This window comes from Nostoc sp. XA010 (assembly GCF_020829625.1).
Classification (GTDB): domain Bacteria; phylum Cyanobacteriota; class Cyanobacteriia; order Cyanobacteriales; family Nostocaceae; genus Nostoc.
Genome location: NZ_JAIVFX010000007.1, coordinates 47,638 through 63,267, shown reverse-complemented (window position 1 = coordinate 63,267; position 15,630 = coordinate 47,638). Strand labels below are relative to the sequence as shown.

Here is a 15,630-nt window from a genome sequence, read left to right as displayed (position 1 = left end):
GATCAAAACGAGGTTCGTAGAAATTAATGAAGAGAAATTTTCGTAAATATAGAACACTCATTTATATAACAATTGCTATTATAAGCACTGAAGTTTTTTTAAGGCTTCTGCTTGGATTAGGTAATCCTGTATTAAGTCAAGCAGATCCTTATACAGGTTATCGCTTTCAAGCAAACCAAAAATTATTTCGCTTTCGTAAAAGAATAGAATATAACCAGTACTCCCAGCGTTCAGAGCCAATTAATCCCCAAAAGCCCCAGGGAGTACTAAGAATTCTGATGATCGGTGATTCCATTCTTAATGGTGGTAGTCCTACTGATCAACAGCAAATAATTTCTGAGATTTTTAAGTCTAAATTATTGGCTGCTAAACATCCTGTAGAAGTCCTTAATGCCTCTGCTGGTTCCTGGGGAATTGGCAACCACTTAGGATATTTACGTGAATTTGGTACTTTTAATAGTGATGTTGTCATTCTCGAAATTGGCACTAACGATTTAGCTCAACCCACAAGTACTAGCGCACCTGTAGGAAATGACCCTAATTTTCCTACTCATCCTCCACTGTTGGCAATTCAAGAAGCTTGGACTCGGTATACTTGGCCAAGGTTATCAAAAATTTTTCAAATTGGCTCTGCCCCTTCTGATTTTCCGTTAACTCCTTCATCAGTTGAACCTGATCGCCAGTTCCAACAGAATATGCAGCTCCTAAAAACTACAGTACAGCTAGTGCGTATTCAAAAAATTCCTATTTTTGTATTGTTCGTACCTGAACTTTCTAACTTAGTTCCCTCCAGCAATTCACCTAAATATAAATTGGAATTTATTCAGCAGTTAAGGTTTTTACAGGTTCCTTTAATTGACGCTGAGTCCGAGTGGTCAACGTTGCCTAGCAAAAAAGTGGAAACCTTATTTCGAGATGGCATACACCCAAATGAGGTAGGGAATCAAGCCTTAGCGAATTTACTGTTTCAGCAGGTATCCCCGATTTTTCACAAGCAATAAAAAATCATTAGTAAGGGTTTTCTAGCAACAGCAGACATAACACCTATTGCTAATTACTTCAGATTTTCGTATACCCACAGCCAAGGCGATCGCTGGTATCAATCCCTCAGTATCTTGAAAAGTTAGAGCGCTGGAAACCAGCGCTCTAACTTTTAGCTAATTGAATTCTTGTTTAACCTACCTTGCCTACCCACCATATGCGTCTAGATCAATATACTATTGGCAACTATACTCCAGGCACAACCTACTGGAAGCAACTTTTTTGGTATTTTGTTGGGTCGCCCTTAGTTGAAAGTTATTGGCTACCATTTTCAGATTTTAAGCTTTGGGTACTCCGCAGTTTTGGGGCTAAAATCGGTCAAGGTGTTCGTATCAAACCTGGAGTACGAGTAAAGTTTCCCTGGCGATTAAACATTGGTAATTTTGTTTGGATTGGAGAAGATGTGTGGATAGATAACCTTGCTCCTATCACCATCGAAAACCATGTTTGTCTATCTCAAGGAGTCTATCTCTGCACAGGAAATCATGACTGGAATCATCCCAATTTTAAATTGATTGATGCTCCAATCCATATTCAAGAGAGTAGTTGGATTGCTGCTAAGTCGGTAATTGGCCCAGGAGTTACTGTTGGTAGAGGTGCAGTACTGACTTTAGGTGGCGTGACTGGCAATTCACTAGAACCTATGACTATTTATGCAGGTAATCCGGCTCAACCCATCAAGCAGAGAAAGCTTTGATATCCAATTTTTGCGATCGCATAGTTGCCTGGGCTGTGGAAGCATAGACGCAACGCGGCTTGTCGCTAGACATCGCTCGTTTAGCTTTTACGTCGTAAGCCCCGCACCATAATCCGCTTAGGATTTGGTGTCGGGATATAAGACGATTAATTGCGAAACGCCTCAATTACCAATATTAGCCATAGGCTGATTCGGTAATTGGGGCAGTTGAGTAATTAATAATCTTGTTATTTTGGCAAGTCTATCGATTCAACATATTTTTTGAGAGCATCAACTGTGACACCTCCACAAGATGCTATGAAGTAAGAACCATTCCATAGGACATCCTTGTAATAAAATTGATTAACTCTGTCAGGAAATTCTTTTCGCAAATAACGACTTGTGACTGTTTTTATATTGTTAATGAATTTTGGCAGGTCTGTTTGAGGTGTGTACTGAAACAATAGATGAACATGGTCAGATTCTCCATTAAAATCCACTACCTTGCTATCCCATTTTAAAAGCAAGTCTTTCAGTATTTCACCTAATCTATCAATCATCTCTCCTGTCAATACCCTCTTACGGTATTTTGTTGTTAACACTAAATGAGCTTTGAGGACTGAAACTCCCCTAGCGCGGGAGATATAATCACTGTTCATGGTTGACTCTAACTTCTAAATACCTTATAGTAGTAGATGCCGACACTAAATACAACCAAGCAGGTGCTTTCTTTATGCTGCTTAACTATCAGTACCGTGCTTATCCAGACACTAAACAGAAAATACAACTAAGCGAGTGGTTAAGGATTGGGCGATATTGGTACAATTATCAGCTAGGAGATAGATTTAATTGGTGGGAACATAACCGTGATTATGCAGTATTTCCGCAAGGAGAATTCTGTCAAATATCATGCTCTTTACCTCCATTAACGCTTCGAGATAATCCAAATTATTATAGTCAGAAAAAACTACTCCCATCATTAAAAAAAGACTTCGTGAGAGTTAAACATTCAGGCGAATTGCTTGATTACACGAAGTTACCCTCTCAGACAATGCAAGATATTTCTCGGCGGGTAGGTATTGCCTTTGATAGGTTTTTGGCTGGTGATTCTAATGGCAAAAGAAGTGGTAAACCTCGTTTTAAAAATACTGCTTCGTTTCGCACATTAAAGATAGAAGGACAAGCTATAACTATTGAGAGGACAGAAAAAGACTGGCTATTCATCTCAGCTTCTAAACTTTTTGGTTGGTTAAAAATTCGTTTGCATAGACCGTTACCACAAGGTTTTCAGTTAAAGAATATTCTTTTCACCCATAAAGCTGATGGTTGGTATGCAACAATAGCACTCTTTGACCCAACCGTACCAACATTTAACCTTGACGACGTTATTCCAACTTGGGATAACTCGTTAGGGATGGATGCAGTACTATTTGAAGATGATTATCTCGCTACTTCCCAAAATACCAAGTTACCTTCTGTCAAATCGTTCCGCAAAAATCAGATACGATTAGCTTCTGCTTCAAAGCGGAAAGCGACTAAGAAAAAAGGTTCTAAGTCTAGAAGAAAGTTGGCATTACGTGAAGGCAGACATCATCAGCGTATTGCCCGTTCCCGTAAAGATCATGCTTACAAAACTGCTCATGCAATAATCAGGACTGGCAAAAAAGTTTTTTATCACGAAGACTTGAATTTACGAGGATTAACTAAACGAAACAAAGTTAAAAAAGATCAGGATGGAAAGTTTGTTTCCAATCGACAGTCAGCTAAATCAGGACTAAACAAGTCTTGGAATGATGCTGCCTTTGGTCAATTCTTCACTACTCTGGGCTACATAGCCTCAAAAGCTGGAGCAGTAGTAGTGAAGGTAAATCCTGCTTACACATCAATGTTGTTGAGCTATCGAGATGAGTTTGTGTTTACTGATTGCTCAATCAGGAATTATTTTGACCCCCAAGAATCGCTTAATGTTGACCGCGATATTAATTCTGCTGTGAACATTAAGCGCGTCGGGCTGGGACTGTTCCCGACGATAAAGCGCCGTAAAGGGAATCCGGTAGTGGGTGAATCTACTACTAATAGTACCTCAAAGGAAGTTCTGGCAGCATTGCGAGATGTACCAGAAGCCTATACCGTATTTGGTAATCCAAATCGGTGTAGGTAGTTCACGTAGTTACCTGGAACAATCTCATCTCTGGCGTGGCGACTATTATTCGGGAGAAAAGCATTTTTAATCTCTTCGGTTGGTCGTGGCAATCAGAATAATTGCTTACCCCGATTTATTAACTGGATACTAAGTAAGTCAACATAATTAATTACATTACGATTCTTTACTAAGCAGTAATTTCAGCCCATATTTTGTGTAATTAATTATGTGACACTACTTAAAATAGGACATTTCATGCTTTTCTGAATTATCCTTTGATAAGTAGCCCAGGTATAGCCAAACCCTGCTATCGCTGAAAAAGCCTGGAAAAATCAAGTTTTAGTAGCTAAAATCTGTATGTTATATTTGGTACTTTAAATTTCCTACCAATGTTTAGATTCTATTGGTATAGTTGAAGCAAGAATATACTAAGTTTATATTTCTGATTTCCTCTCTTACGTACTGCATTTAAGAATAGATACTGAGCTTCTCTCATAAGAGAGGATCAAACAAATATATAATTTTGTATATATTAATACTAATGCTTCTACTAACTTACTTAATTTTTTTCAAGCTTTTGTACTGAGTCAGCTTTAGTGTATTACCAAGTATTAAACACATCATGGAAAATTATACTTCTCATTCTCAACTTTCAAATTCTAATCGCAGTAATAACACTGCCCCTCCATTACCTCAAATTCAGCCTGTTCGGTGGGCTGAAGAACAAGAAGACGATTGGAACTTACAAGAATTTCTGAGTGTTTTACGGCGGCGATCGGTAATCTTGGCAGGTGTAACTATTGGTGTTTTTACAATTGTAGTTACGAACTTGGCGCTAAACCGGAAACCCCCAGAATATCAAGGCAGTTTTCAACTGTTGGTGGAACCTGTAAATGATGAAAGCAAAACTGTAGATGTTGTCAAAGACTTTAACTTACAGAAGTCTAGTTTAGATTATGAAAGCCAAATTCAAGTTCTGAAGAGTCCAGAACTCATGAGAACAACCATTAAAAATTTGCAAGCCTCCTATCCAGGAATCGACTATTATTCTCTTCTCGAATCTCTAAAGATTAATCGGTTAGAAGAAACCAAGATTATAGAAGTTCGTTATCAAAGTACCAATCCAAAGCAGACTCAAGTTGTACTAGAACGAATTGCAGATAATTACTTAGACTATAGTCAAATAGAGAGGCAAACCAAGTTACGTCAAGGGGTTCAGTTTGTTGAAAAACAACTGCCATTTATCCAGAATCGGGTTGATCAAATCCAAAAAGATTTGCAATATTTTCGACAAAAGCATAATTTTAATGATCCAGAAAGCCAAGACAGCCAAATTGGTTTACTAACTGTTGAGTTATCTGAACAAAAGCAAGTAATTGATCTACAATTAGCTCAAGCTCGTGCCAATTTTGCTATCTTACAAGGAGAGAATGGGGTACTAGCAACGCTGAATAATTCTCCTTTGTATCAGCAAATGGTTTCTCAAATTCGCCAATTTGATGTTCAGATTGCTATAGAATCAACTCGTTTTCAAGATGCTAACCCAATCATTCAAGCACTGAAAGAAAAACGAGCTAATCTTTTACCTTTGTTACGTCAAGAAGAAAAGCAATTATTAGCTGTAAAGTTTGCAGAAGTGGCGACGCAGCTTCAAGGGTTAGAAGTACAAAGCCAAGAACTTGCCAAAATAGAACAGAAAATTGCACAAAAACGCAAGCAACTGCCAGTTTTAGCACGACAGTATATTGATTTACAGCGGAAATTACAAATTGCTAATGAGAGTTTAAATCGGTTTCTATCAACCCACGAAAATCTTCAAATTGAAATATCCCAATCAGCTCTTGGCTGGCAATTACTTCAAGCACCAACTACCACAGATATTCCTCTTGATGCTTTTTCTACCCAACGGAATTTGATGCTGGGATTAGTTGCAAGTATACTCTCAGGAATTGGTATTGTTTTGCTAATGGAAAAGCTAGATAATACCTATCATAGTGTTGATGAACTTAAAAAAAGGCTCAAACAGCCATTTTTAGGAAATATTCCTTTTGGACAAGAAGTTGAAACGAAGGAAAACGATGCTTCTAACCAAAAGCTTTCCTTAGTCAAAATACAAAATTTTATTTCTGAGAAGATTACTAGTTCAAATATCCTACCGCATAAACAAAATAGAGACTATTCTATAAATTTTATAGAAGCGCTACGGGTACTTTATACAAACATTCAACTGCTCAGTTCCGATCGCCCGGTTCGCTCTATAATTATCAGTTCAGCTATGCCTGGTGATGGAAAGTCTACGGTTGCCATCCATCTAGCTCAAATAGCTGCGACAATGGGACAACGAGTGCTACTTGTAGATGCTGATCTTCGTAAACCCGTAATTCACGACCGAGTAAATTTAAATAATCTATGGGGATTAAGTAATTTAATTTCTACAAACTTGCCAGTGGAAGAAGTAATTCGACAGCTACCTTCCATGAACAAATTATCTGTAATAACCGCTGGGCCAATACCACCAGATCCCACAAAGTTGCTCTCATCTGAAAAGATGAAGCAATTAATGGCAGATTTCCACAACAGGTTTGACTTAGTAATTTATGATGCCCCTCCAATGCTCGGATTAGCTGATGCCAGCATCATAGCACCTCACACTGATGGGCTTTTGATGGTAGTCAGGATTCACAAAACAAATTCTTCAATGATCAAAATGGCTTTAGATAACCTAAAAATTGCCCGGTTGAATATACTAGGTATAGTTAGCAACGGTAGAAAAAATAGCTTTAATAGCTCCAATAGTTATTATGAATAAAACATGAAGCTAGCAGTCGGATTTGAACCGACGACCTTCAACTATCAAACTCAAGCGAAAATAAAAATCAGCCTACTTTCAACCAGCCAAAAAGCTGCACGACGGTCAAACCCAGCGTTAAAAATTCAGGAATCGGAAGAGTATCGTTACCAGTCAATTCCACAGGTTCTTGTCCAGAAATAAATACCAAAATTATTCGGTCTTCAGGGTCAATTAACCATCCCAACTTAGTACGATGCTTGAGACAGTGCAAAATACTACTAATAACTTTAGTAGCTTTCTGGTTGGGTGAAAGAATTTCTATCGTCCAATCAGGATAAATTTTAAAGGCATTGGGTACTTCACCATCTGCATCAAAAGGAATTCGCTGCCAAAGAAACACGCTAGCATCTGGAACAATCGAGCGTCCAGCAAAAGTGCAACGCAATTCTGGGAAAGCTAGGGCAATTTTCGCTGTTTCTGCAACATTATTAACTACATCACAAAACTTCAGTTGCAAGCGCGAATGTTTACCTTGAGGCATAGGTTTTTGGGAAACACAACCATTTTTAAATTCACTGGCTGGCTTAGTTTCCGGCAGTTTTAGAAGTTCTTCGAGAGTCAACGAGGTTGCTGTTGTCATCGCTTTGATGAAACGAAAAATCTCCAGTCTCCTAATATTTTATCCTTCGTAGGCACTTAGGAAACACCAAAAATAATTTATCAAGAAAGGCAGCTATGCTGAGGGCAGATCGCGCAGCGTTAGCTACGCCTGACTGTTCACTTTATGTGGAAAAGTCCACGAAAAACCTAGCACGAGATATTCCAGCAATTTCTGCTGCTTTGCTTTGAAATATTTCGCCTAATTCATACCATTTAACTGCGGCTGCAATTCTCATTTATTAGACGAATTCTTCTGGATTCTTGCAAAGAGGTGAAAATGCAATATACCAGGCGGTTAGAAATCGCGGCTACACAAACGTAGGCGTTCGCGTAGCGTCTCGTAAAGAAGCCTTCCCGTTGGCGCAGCCTCTCGAAGAGAAGGGTAGTCCGCCTACGTGGACTCAAAGAATGTGACGTACCTACACCGCCTGAGTACAGGTCGGTCTAGGCTTCTCAGAGACTCTTCAATGAAGACATAACCTGAGCTTTGAGGGCGTGCGTCCCACGCGCCTTTATGTTTACAGAAGCATTCAGATCCCTGCACAGGCTGACTTTACAATTAGGGCAGTTATGGGTTCTTTCTGATAATCTCTTTTTGACCCTACTAAAGACAAAACTATTACATCCTTGGTAGAAGACTGGATTGATTCTCTCAATTCAGAAAAAGTTTGTTCGTCATCTCTTCGAGAGGCTCTGCCAACGACCAACGATCCTAATTGAACTGCGTTCAATATCGCTTGTTGGTCAATTCCTTACTCACGCGCATTCACTCGCGGTGCGCTGTAGACGGGTTTCCCGTCGCAGGCGACTGGCATCCCCACACTGACTAAGTACAGTACAGATGTGGGACTTCTGCTGTTTTAGTTAAAACCCACTTCCGTGGGTTTTGTTTGTATAGCCGCGAATTCCATTCGCCAGGACAGACGTGTTTTTACAAAAATGAGATACTCCCTCGTCAATCCCGTTTCCATCATGTGCAAAGAACCGTCAATATACATATTTCTCAACAATAATCCTCTGAGTAAATTCAGAGGATTATAAATCGCACCACTAATAACTTTAGTCTAATAATGTCTAACTTTTAACTTTTATTCAGAGCATATCTTAATTGCTTGAGCAGCTTCCCAACTTCTAAAAATTGTGGATCTTTTGCAAGTTTTTGCAGCACTTTGGGACTGCTTTCCATCACAATATTGTTGTAAGCAGTAATAGCATTATTGAGCTGATTAATATCTACATTCGGTGTTTCTCCCTTCTGAGCTATCACTAAATCTGGCGTTAATCCTTTAGTGCTAGTAAATAGCTGCACTGGTTGTAATATTCCTACAGGAGCACATAATGCAGTTGCTGATTTATTTCCAGCTAGACCCAATAAAGCATTTACCAGCGATCCTACAGATGATGATGAGACCCCTAAACTCGCTATAGAAGCCTGTAGCTGATTAGCTGCTGCTTCTGCATTCGACCCACCCAATAAGATAACTATAATGTTGCAAGATGGGCTATTTGTAGCCGGACTTTGACTAAGTATATTAGCAACAGTTGCATTCACTCTATTCTGAACTTCTATTGGTATATTAAGGCGACCATTACCATTAAATTTCACATTAACCCCAGGTGCAGGTTCAACAGGTGGCTGTGCATTGACTGGGTTAAAATTATCCCCAGATGAGGAAGAAGAATCTTCGCTACCGCCAATGATGATATTACTAGCATTTACTCTCATTGGCGTACCCACAAGATAAGTGCAAAAGGTGAATGTTAGAGCAAAAGTGAGAACAAATCCTTGTTTTTTCATTATTTTTATTGTTGATTAAATTCCAAAATTACTCAGCATTTAAAACCGAAAACTGTACCCTGCAGTCAACGCAAAACCTAAGCCAGAATCAAAATTACTAGTAACATCTGTGAAAATAGTATTGATTACTATAGGGGTGTTCTTGAAGGGAGCAAAAGACGCACCCATATTGAGGCGATTTCCTGTCCAGCTACTTACTAAGGATACTTGAGGTATCACTCTCAAACCCAAACTACCAAAAAGATTAGCAGAATTTTCATTTGCTTCTATTCCACCTTTAGAACGAAAAACACCACTACCAAGACCTACCGAAATAGTTAAGGGTAACTTGTTATTAAGACTCTCTGGTTGCAGGGCAATTGACTTAGTAACTACTCCATAGATGGTATCTTTAGCTTTGTTAACATCTCCCCATTTAATAGGATTTGACCAACCCACAGCGACAGATGTACCATCACCTAAGTATCTGTGTAGCTTAAAACCTATACCGCCACTATCACCAAAATCAAAATTGTCATCACCGCCTACACTAGTAATATTGACATTAACTTCTAATCCTACAGATTTAGCCGCATCTCCTAAACCAAAACCAACAGACAAAGAACCATCTACTCTACCTCTCTCCTCATCTAAAGGGAAAAATAAACCACCACCAATATAGGCTTGGCCAAAACTTGCACCATAGGCAGAAGGAGTACCCGCAGTTGAACCAGGGGAAGCTTTTGGCGGTTCACCTAACTTCACGATGGGATCAATTAAAAGTTCTTGGCGTAATTTATTAGTCTCGCCAAAAGTATCGCCCAAAATTTCTGAAGAGTCTGTTTGTACAAAAATTTGAGGTTGTTTTTGCTTCAATACATTAGAGGATGTGTCGGTATCAAGAGTTCCAGACTTAACGTTAGCAGTAAAACCATCACGAATCCTTGCAGTCTCTAATTCAGCAACAATATTACTTTTTTTAGATGCCGAAAACCTTTGCTGCAAGCTGATATTCGGCTGTAAATTAAGCTCAGATATAAAAGATGCTTTCAGACTTTGAGACGTACTCAACTGAACTTCTTGGTTTTCAGAAACAATATTATCCGCAGCAACTGACGATTTGCTAAAAATACCTGTCAATAGTAGAAGAGAAGCTATCAAGATTGTCCCTAAATTCCATGAAGCGTAGTTAACAGTAATAGCTTTGTAAGTATTATTACCTTTGAGCATTTTTTGCATTTTATCCATCAAAATATTCCTTTTGTAAAATTGTTTACTGAAATACACCAGTAATTTATACGCAAAATCTACTAATTTAAAATAGTAATATTACGTAAATATAGGCAATTAAACCATTAAAGGAGCAAAAGGCAGGATATAAAATTAGGACTTGTATCATATCCGCTTTATTACTTACTAAATCCGGATAACTCTACCCCACAAAAGCTACGCTTTGTCTCCCTGTTTACGGGGCTACGGTGTATACACAAGTCCAAGTAAACTACTAAAGGAAGGAGTTGTGGGGCTACGGTGTACACACAAGCGCTGTCCACATACGTTTCAACTCTTTTACCCACATTTGTGTCAGAGTTAAACTGTCACACTTACCGACATCCCGCCCAGAACTAAAGTTCTTTGGCTTTTAGCTGAAGTCCACGCTTTGTGGACTGAATAATCAATAGAGTTGTCGGGAAATAAAGCAAGAAATTTTTGAAAGCTTTATAGATCAAGCCTTCCAATCAACTTTACTATAAATAGTTATAGTTCCTGTGTCGCAAGGTTTTCAGCGATTTTTCTCGCTATTTCCCGACAGGTCTAATTTAGTCCACAAAGGGTGGACTTCAGCTATGAGACTCGGAATTCATTCCGAGGCGGGATAGAAACGCAGTGCGAGATTTATTAATAAAGATATAGCTGCGACAAGACTTGTGTGTACACGGTAGCCCCCACAGCCCCCACAGGGAGAGAGGCTTTGATTCTTGGTATACTTCACAAGTGCGTAGGCGTAGCCCGTCGTAGACATCGGCTAGGGCATCATCTAGGAGCTTCGAGAAATTGAGAGAAATCTGATTATGGTTGCATGTAGCACCACTCATCATCATAACTTCACCATCCCAATACTCGTAGCGTTCTTCTTGGGTGGGTTGCCAAACCAGGTACTCCTCTGCACTCATCAAAATGCGATCGGGTAAAGCAACCATCGGCGCGATCTCTTAATGATTCACTTTTCTAGAATAGCGAAATCATGCATCTTATCCATTATCGCTTCTTGGTGGCCGCCCACGTAGATCATTTCAAAAATCAAATACGATTCCTATATGTGTTTTTCAGATGTGTAGTTGGCTTAGGCGATCGCCTCCTAGATTTTTCGCAATAATTCCTGAATAGCGATCGCACAATCAGGAAAAGCTAAAGGTGAGATTTTCACATCCTCTGCAAGTATGCTCTCACTGTGATATCCATCTGGACTAGGGAGACGATACATATACAACTTGCGTCCATTAACATCTAAAATCCAGTACTCAATAATACCTGACTTCGCATAAGCCATCGCTTTTACTTCTCGATCATATTTGAGACTGGAATCAGCTATTTCAATCACTAAAAACACTTCGGAGGCATTGGGATGATGATCCTCATAATCTAATGGATTCAGCTTCACCACTGAAATATCTGGTTCTGGTTCCGAGTAATCGTCAAGTTGCACTGGTGACTGGATTCTTAATAAAACTTTGTCACCCAAACGTTGACGTAATAACCTTTCTGTGCGGGTAATTGCTGATTCGTGAGCAGTTCCTTTTGCTGACATTGTGATGATTTGTCCCGCGATTAATTCTAAGCGTTCTTCAGGATGAAAAATTCCCATTTCCGCCATTTTGTGATATTCTTGAACACTAATTAGGCGAATATTGGTGAGCATAAGATTTACGTTAACGTCCTAGCATTTTATCCCGCAGATGTTTAATGCGATCGCGCATGGAAAAGCTAATGGTTAGGCTGCTGGCGCTACAACCTTTGAAGTAACTCGTCATACTCTGTATGTGAGCCAATCCAGAACCAGTAAATGTGATCATCCTGCAACAAGCCAAGAACGCGGTAGTCTAAACTAACACGAGCCGAATAGATTGGTTGGCGCTGGCTAACTCATTTGAACTGAAGACTATTGTGGTAAGGATCTGAACGCCAAAGAGCATAGGCTTTGGCAGTTTGTTCTTGAACTGATGCAGGAAGTTCATCAAGTTTTTTGCGAAATCCCTTCGTAACACTTGACTTCATTGCTCAGAGGGAAAAACGTCAGCTAGAGGAGTGATATCGCCAGCAGTAATTTCCTGCCTTACCATATCAGCTAGACGATCCCACTGAGCATCTGTTGTAGACTCAAACTGAGCTTTCCATGTCTGCTCATCCTCTATCTCGGCAAGGAGACGAGCTGCGATGTCTACGACGGGCTACGCCTACGCATCCTGTTCGGCAACAGGTAGAGTTTTCAGTTGCATGATCGCACGCTCAAGTAACTCAGTCATAGCTACCACACTCTTAAAACGTAAATGGCATCTTATCCATTATCGCTTCTTGGCGGCAATTTGAGCGCTTTGTCACCCAAACGTTGACCTAATAACCTTTCTGTGCGGGTAATTGCTAATTTGTGAGCGTAAGATTTAGGTTAATTTCCTAGCATTTTATCCCGCAGATGTTTAATGCGATCGCGCAATTTACCCGCCTCTTCAAATTCTAGTTTCTTTGCAGCTTCTTTCATCTGCGCTTCCAACACAGTAATCAACCCTGGAATCTGTTCTAATGGCAGTTCATCTATATGTTCATCTACAACTTTCAAGTCAGTTGCATTTAATCGTCGAGATACATCCAAAAATGCCAAAATCGCGTTACTTGATTTTTTGACAATTGGCTGTGGTGTAATCCCATGCAGTCGATTATGTGCTGTTTGAATACCACGCCGTCTATCTGTTTCATCAATAGCTTTAATCATGCTACCTGTCATATTATCGGCATACAAAATAGCCTGTCCCTGGATGTGACGCGCGGCTCTACCAATAGTTTGAATTAAGGAACGCTCGGTTCGTAAGAAACCTTCTTTATCTGCATCCATAATTGCTACTAAAGAAACTTCGGGTAAATCCAACCCTTCCCGCAGCAAATTCACACCAACCAATACATCAAATTTCCCCTCGCGCAAGTTCTGCAAAATTTCAATGCGCTCAATAGAAGTAATTTCGGAATGTAAATACCTTACCCTTATACCGTGGTCTTGCAAATATTCGGTTAAATCTTCCGCCATCCGCTTGGTTAATGTGGTAATCAACACTCGTTCATGGCGATCGGCTCTATCTTTAATTTCTCCCAATAAATCATCAATTTGTCCTTCTGTGGGACGTACAGAAATTTCTGGATCAACCACTCCAGTTGGTCGAATCACTTGCTCAACTACATGATCTTCAGAAATTTCTAATTCCCAATTTCCGGGAGTAGCTGAAACAAAAATACACTGATTAACCTTTTGCCAGAATTCCTCGGCTTTCAAAGGACGGTTATCAGCAGCACTAGGAAGCCGAAATCCATGTTCAATTAAAACTTTTTTTCTAGCTTGATCGCCGTTATACATCCCACGAATTTGTGGCACTGTAACGTGAGATTCATCGATAATTAGTAGCCAATCTTTGGGAAAATAATCAATTAAACATTCTGGTGATTCTCCAGCTTGTCTTCCTGCTAAGTGACGAGAATAATTCTCAACGCCGTTGCAGTAACCTACCTCGCGTAGCATTTCTAGGTCATAGCGTGTACGTTGATCTATGCGTTGCGCTTCTAATAGTTTCCCAGCTTGTTCTAAGTCTAGTTTTTGCTGTTTTAACTCGGCTGCAATGTCATTACAAGCTACTTCTAACCGTTCTTCTGGGGTGACAAAGTGGCGTGCTGGGTAGACATTCACCGCTTCCAAACTTTTGAGAATTTCACCTGTCACCGGGTCAATGTAGCGAATCGCGTCAATTTCATCACCAAAGAATTCGACTCGAATAATCCGGTCTTCATAAGCTGGGCCAATTTCTAAGACATCACCACGGACGCGAAATTTTCCCCGACCCATTTCTATGTCGTTGCGGCTATATTGAACATTTGCCAAATCCCGTAAAATTTGGCGTTGATTTACTTCCATACCTATCTGAAGGGGAATGGCAGCTTTCAGATATTCTGCCGGCATTCCTAAACCGTAGATGCAGCTGATGGAAGCAACGACAATAACATCACGGCGTTCAAAAAGCGATCGCGTCGCTGAATGCCGTAACATATCTATTTCATCATTAATCGCTGCCGTTTTTTCAATATAAGTATCAGTAACGGGAATATACGCTTCTGGCTGATAATAATCGTAGTAGCTGACAAAATACTCAACTGCGTTGTTGGGAAAGAAATCTCGCAACTCGTTACAAAGCTGGGCAGCAAGGGTTTTGTTATGCGCCAGAACTAAAGTAGGCTTGCCAATTTTCTCAATAACTGCTGCTACCGAAAATGTCTTGCCAGTTCCAGTGGCTCCTAGTAAAGTTTGGTAACGATTACCCGCTTGGATACTAGCAGTAAGTTGTGCGATCGCTTGTGGTTGATCGCCTGTGGGACTAAAGGGAGCTTGAAGACAAAATTCTGTCATACAGTTTTGCTGAAAATACCCTATCTCATGGTGACGATTCCGCCCTGTATCCATTGTAGCTGGGTTATTAGAGCAAATAAATAGTAATGATTCTTTACAAAAATTATTTATTTAAATTTACTTATGTATCAGTTTTAAAGATTCTTATATCTATATGGGGTTGTTTAAGGTTAAACTCTAAAGTATATGGGAAAAAATTTCATCTTTCCTTAATTATTGTAAAATTCAATTAACAAACCAGAGGTTTTCATTTATGACTATTAGCAACGCTGGCAAAGCAACCAGTTCTCGGCAAAAGTCTGCCAAGTCTACAGAGGAAGTTGAAAATCAACAAGACCAGAGCTTGAATGCTGATAAAGTCGATGAAGTTAATGAACTGCCAGTGGGAGCTTCTGGAACACTTGCCATTTCTGGAATTCGTCCTATAGGCGCTAGCGACTTAGAAGTTGCTGAACACCTCTCAATTGCTGGGGTGCGTCCTGTTAGCACCAGTAGCTTGGAAGTAGTTGAAACCTATAACTCAATGGGTATTCGTCCAATTGGTGCTAATACATTCCAAGTTGTTGAAAGTATCAATCTGTCTGGGATTCGTCCAATTGGCTCAAGTTTATTGGTAATTGATGAAAGCTATTCAACATTCGGTAATCGTCCAATAGCATCAAATGAGGTTGACAATTCTGAAAGCCTGATGGGTTTTCTAGATTAGACAAATAAAATATCCCCATAACTTTATTAACCCAGTTTCTATAGGAAGCTGGGTTTTTTATTTAAACAGTCAAAAGTAGAGATTACCATATTTGCACTTGTTCTATGTCTTTTAGCATAGGTAATTCAGTCGTTCTTACTTTAGTTGAGATTCAAACGATAGCCAGGATGCTTA

At 39.7% G+C, this 15,630-nt stretch carries 14 protein-coding genes and 2 pseudogenes; 5 read left to right on the top strand and 11 right to left on the bottom strand.

What is annotated here, in order from left to right; genetic code table 11:
- Positions 1-26 precede the first annotated feature (26 nt).
- Complete coding sequence (locus LC608_RS12665) at positions 27-1,001, top strand: SGNH/GDSL hydrolase family protein (RefSeq protein WP_229553894.1); 975 nt, start codon at positions 27-29, stop codon at positions 999-1,001.
- Between the two features lie 197 nt (positions 1,002-1,198).
- Positions 1,199-1,738, top strand: a complete 540-nt coding sequence (locus tag LC608_RS12660) for a WcaF family extracellular polysaccharide biosynthesis acetyltransferase (RefSeq protein ID WP_229553893.1) — start codon at positions 1,199-1,201, stop codon at positions 1,736-1,738.
- A gap of 227 nt (positions 1,739-1,965) precedes the next feature.
- Here LC608_RS12660 and tnpA read toward each other — a convergent pair whose 3' ends face one another.
- Positions 1,966-2,376, bottom strand: a complete 411-nt coding sequence (gene tnpA, locus LC608_RS12655; protein ID WP_229553892.1) for an IS200/IS605 family transposase — start codon at positions 2,374-2,376, stop codon at positions 1,966-1,968.
- A 74-nt stretch (positions 2,377-2,450) separates the two neighbouring features.
- Here tnpA and LC608_RS12650 point away from each other — a divergent pair, with 74 nt between their 5' ends.
- Positions 2,451-3,878 (top strand): transposase, encoded by a 1,428-nt coding sequence (locus tag LC608_RS12650; protein WP_229553891.1) that lies wholly within the window; start codon positions 2,451-2,453, stop codon positions 3,876-3,878.
- 604 nt (positions 3,879-4,482) lie between these two features.
- The gene (locus tag LC608_RS12645; protein WP_229553890.1) at positions 4,483-6,669 is read left to right on the top strand and encodes a polysaccharide biosynthesis tyrosine autokinase; all 2,187 of its coding nucleotides are present in this window, start codon (positions 4,483-4,485) and stop codon (positions 6,667-6,669) included.
- A gap of 67 nt (positions 6,670-6,736) precedes the next feature.
- Here LC608_RS12645 and LC608_RS12640 read toward each other — a convergent pair whose 3' ends face one another.
- From LC608_RS12640 to uvrB, 10 genes and pseudogenes are all read right to left on the bottom strand, one after another.
- On the bottom strand, positions 6,737-7,291 hold the full coding sequence (locus tag LC608_RS12640; RefSeq protein ID WP_229553889.1) for a Uma2 family endonuclease: 555 nt from the start codon (positions 7,289-7,291) through the stop codon (positions 6,737-6,739).
- Between the two features lie 142 nt (positions 7,292-7,433).
- Positions 7,434-7,547 (bottom strand): annotated as a pseudogene (locus LC608_RS12635) (UPF0175 family protein); the annotation flags it as partial.
- A gap of 217 nt (positions 7,548-7,764) precedes the next feature.
- Positions 7,765-7,959: a transposase gene (locus tag LC608_RS37255; RefSeq protein WP_229554091.1), complete on the bottom strand. Its 195-nt coding sequence runs from the start codon at positions 7,957-7,959 to the stop codon at positions 7,765-7,767.
- Positions 7,960-8,392: 433 nt separating this feature from the next.
- Complete coding sequence (locus LC608_RS12625) at positions 8,393-9,109, bottom strand: hypothetical protein (protein ID WP_229553888.1); 717 nt, start codon at positions 9,107-9,109, stop codon at positions 8,393-8,395.
- Between the two features lie 39 nt (positions 9,110-9,148).
- The gene (locus LC608_RS12620; protein ID WP_229553887.1) at positions 9,149-10,336 is read right to left on the bottom strand and encodes a hypothetical protein; all 1,188 of its coding nucleotides are present in this window, start codon (positions 10,334-10,336) and stop codon (positions 9,149-9,151) included.
- A gap of 734 nt (positions 10,337-11,070) precedes the next feature.
- Positions 11,071-11,289 (bottom strand): annotated as a pseudogene (locus LC608_RS12615) (Uma2 family endonuclease); the annotation flags it as partial.
- A gap of 158 nt (positions 11,290-11,447) precedes the next feature.
- Complete coding sequence (locus LC608_RS12610; RefSeq protein WP_229553886.1) at positions 11,448-12,008, bottom strand: Uma2 family endonuclease; 561 nt, start codon at positions 12,006-12,008, stop codon at positions 11,448-11,450.
- Between the two features lie 10 nt (positions 12,009-12,018).
- Positions 12,019-12,162, bottom strand: coding sequence for a hypothetical protein (locus LC608_RS12605; RefSeq protein ID WP_229553885.1), 144 nt, complete (start codon positions 12,160-12,162; stop codon positions 12,019-12,021).
- A 70-nt stretch (positions 12,163-12,232) separates the two neighbouring features.
- The gene (locus LC608_RS36845; RefSeq protein ID WP_267871066.1) at positions 12,233-12,364 is read right to left on the bottom strand and encodes a hypothetical protein; all 132 of its coding nucleotides are present in this window, start codon (positions 12,362-12,364) and stop codon (positions 12,233-12,235) included.
- A 388-nt stretch (positions 12,365-12,752) separates the two neighbouring features.
- Complete coding sequence (uvrB, locus tag LC608_RS12600; protein WP_229553884.1) at positions 12,753-14,750, bottom strand: excinuclease ABC subunit UvrB; 1,998 nt, start codon at positions 14,748-14,750, stop codon at positions 12,753-12,755.
- 253 nt (positions 14,751-15,003) lie between these two features.
- Here uvrB and LC608_RS12595 point away from each other — a divergent pair, with 253 nt between their 5' ends.
- Positions 15,004-15,456: a hypothetical protein gene (locus LC608_RS12595; RefSeq protein ID WP_229553883.1), complete on the top strand. Its 453-nt coding sequence runs from the start codon at positions 15,004-15,006 to the stop codon at positions 15,454-15,456.
- Positions 15,457-15,630 lie beyond the last annotated feature (174 nt).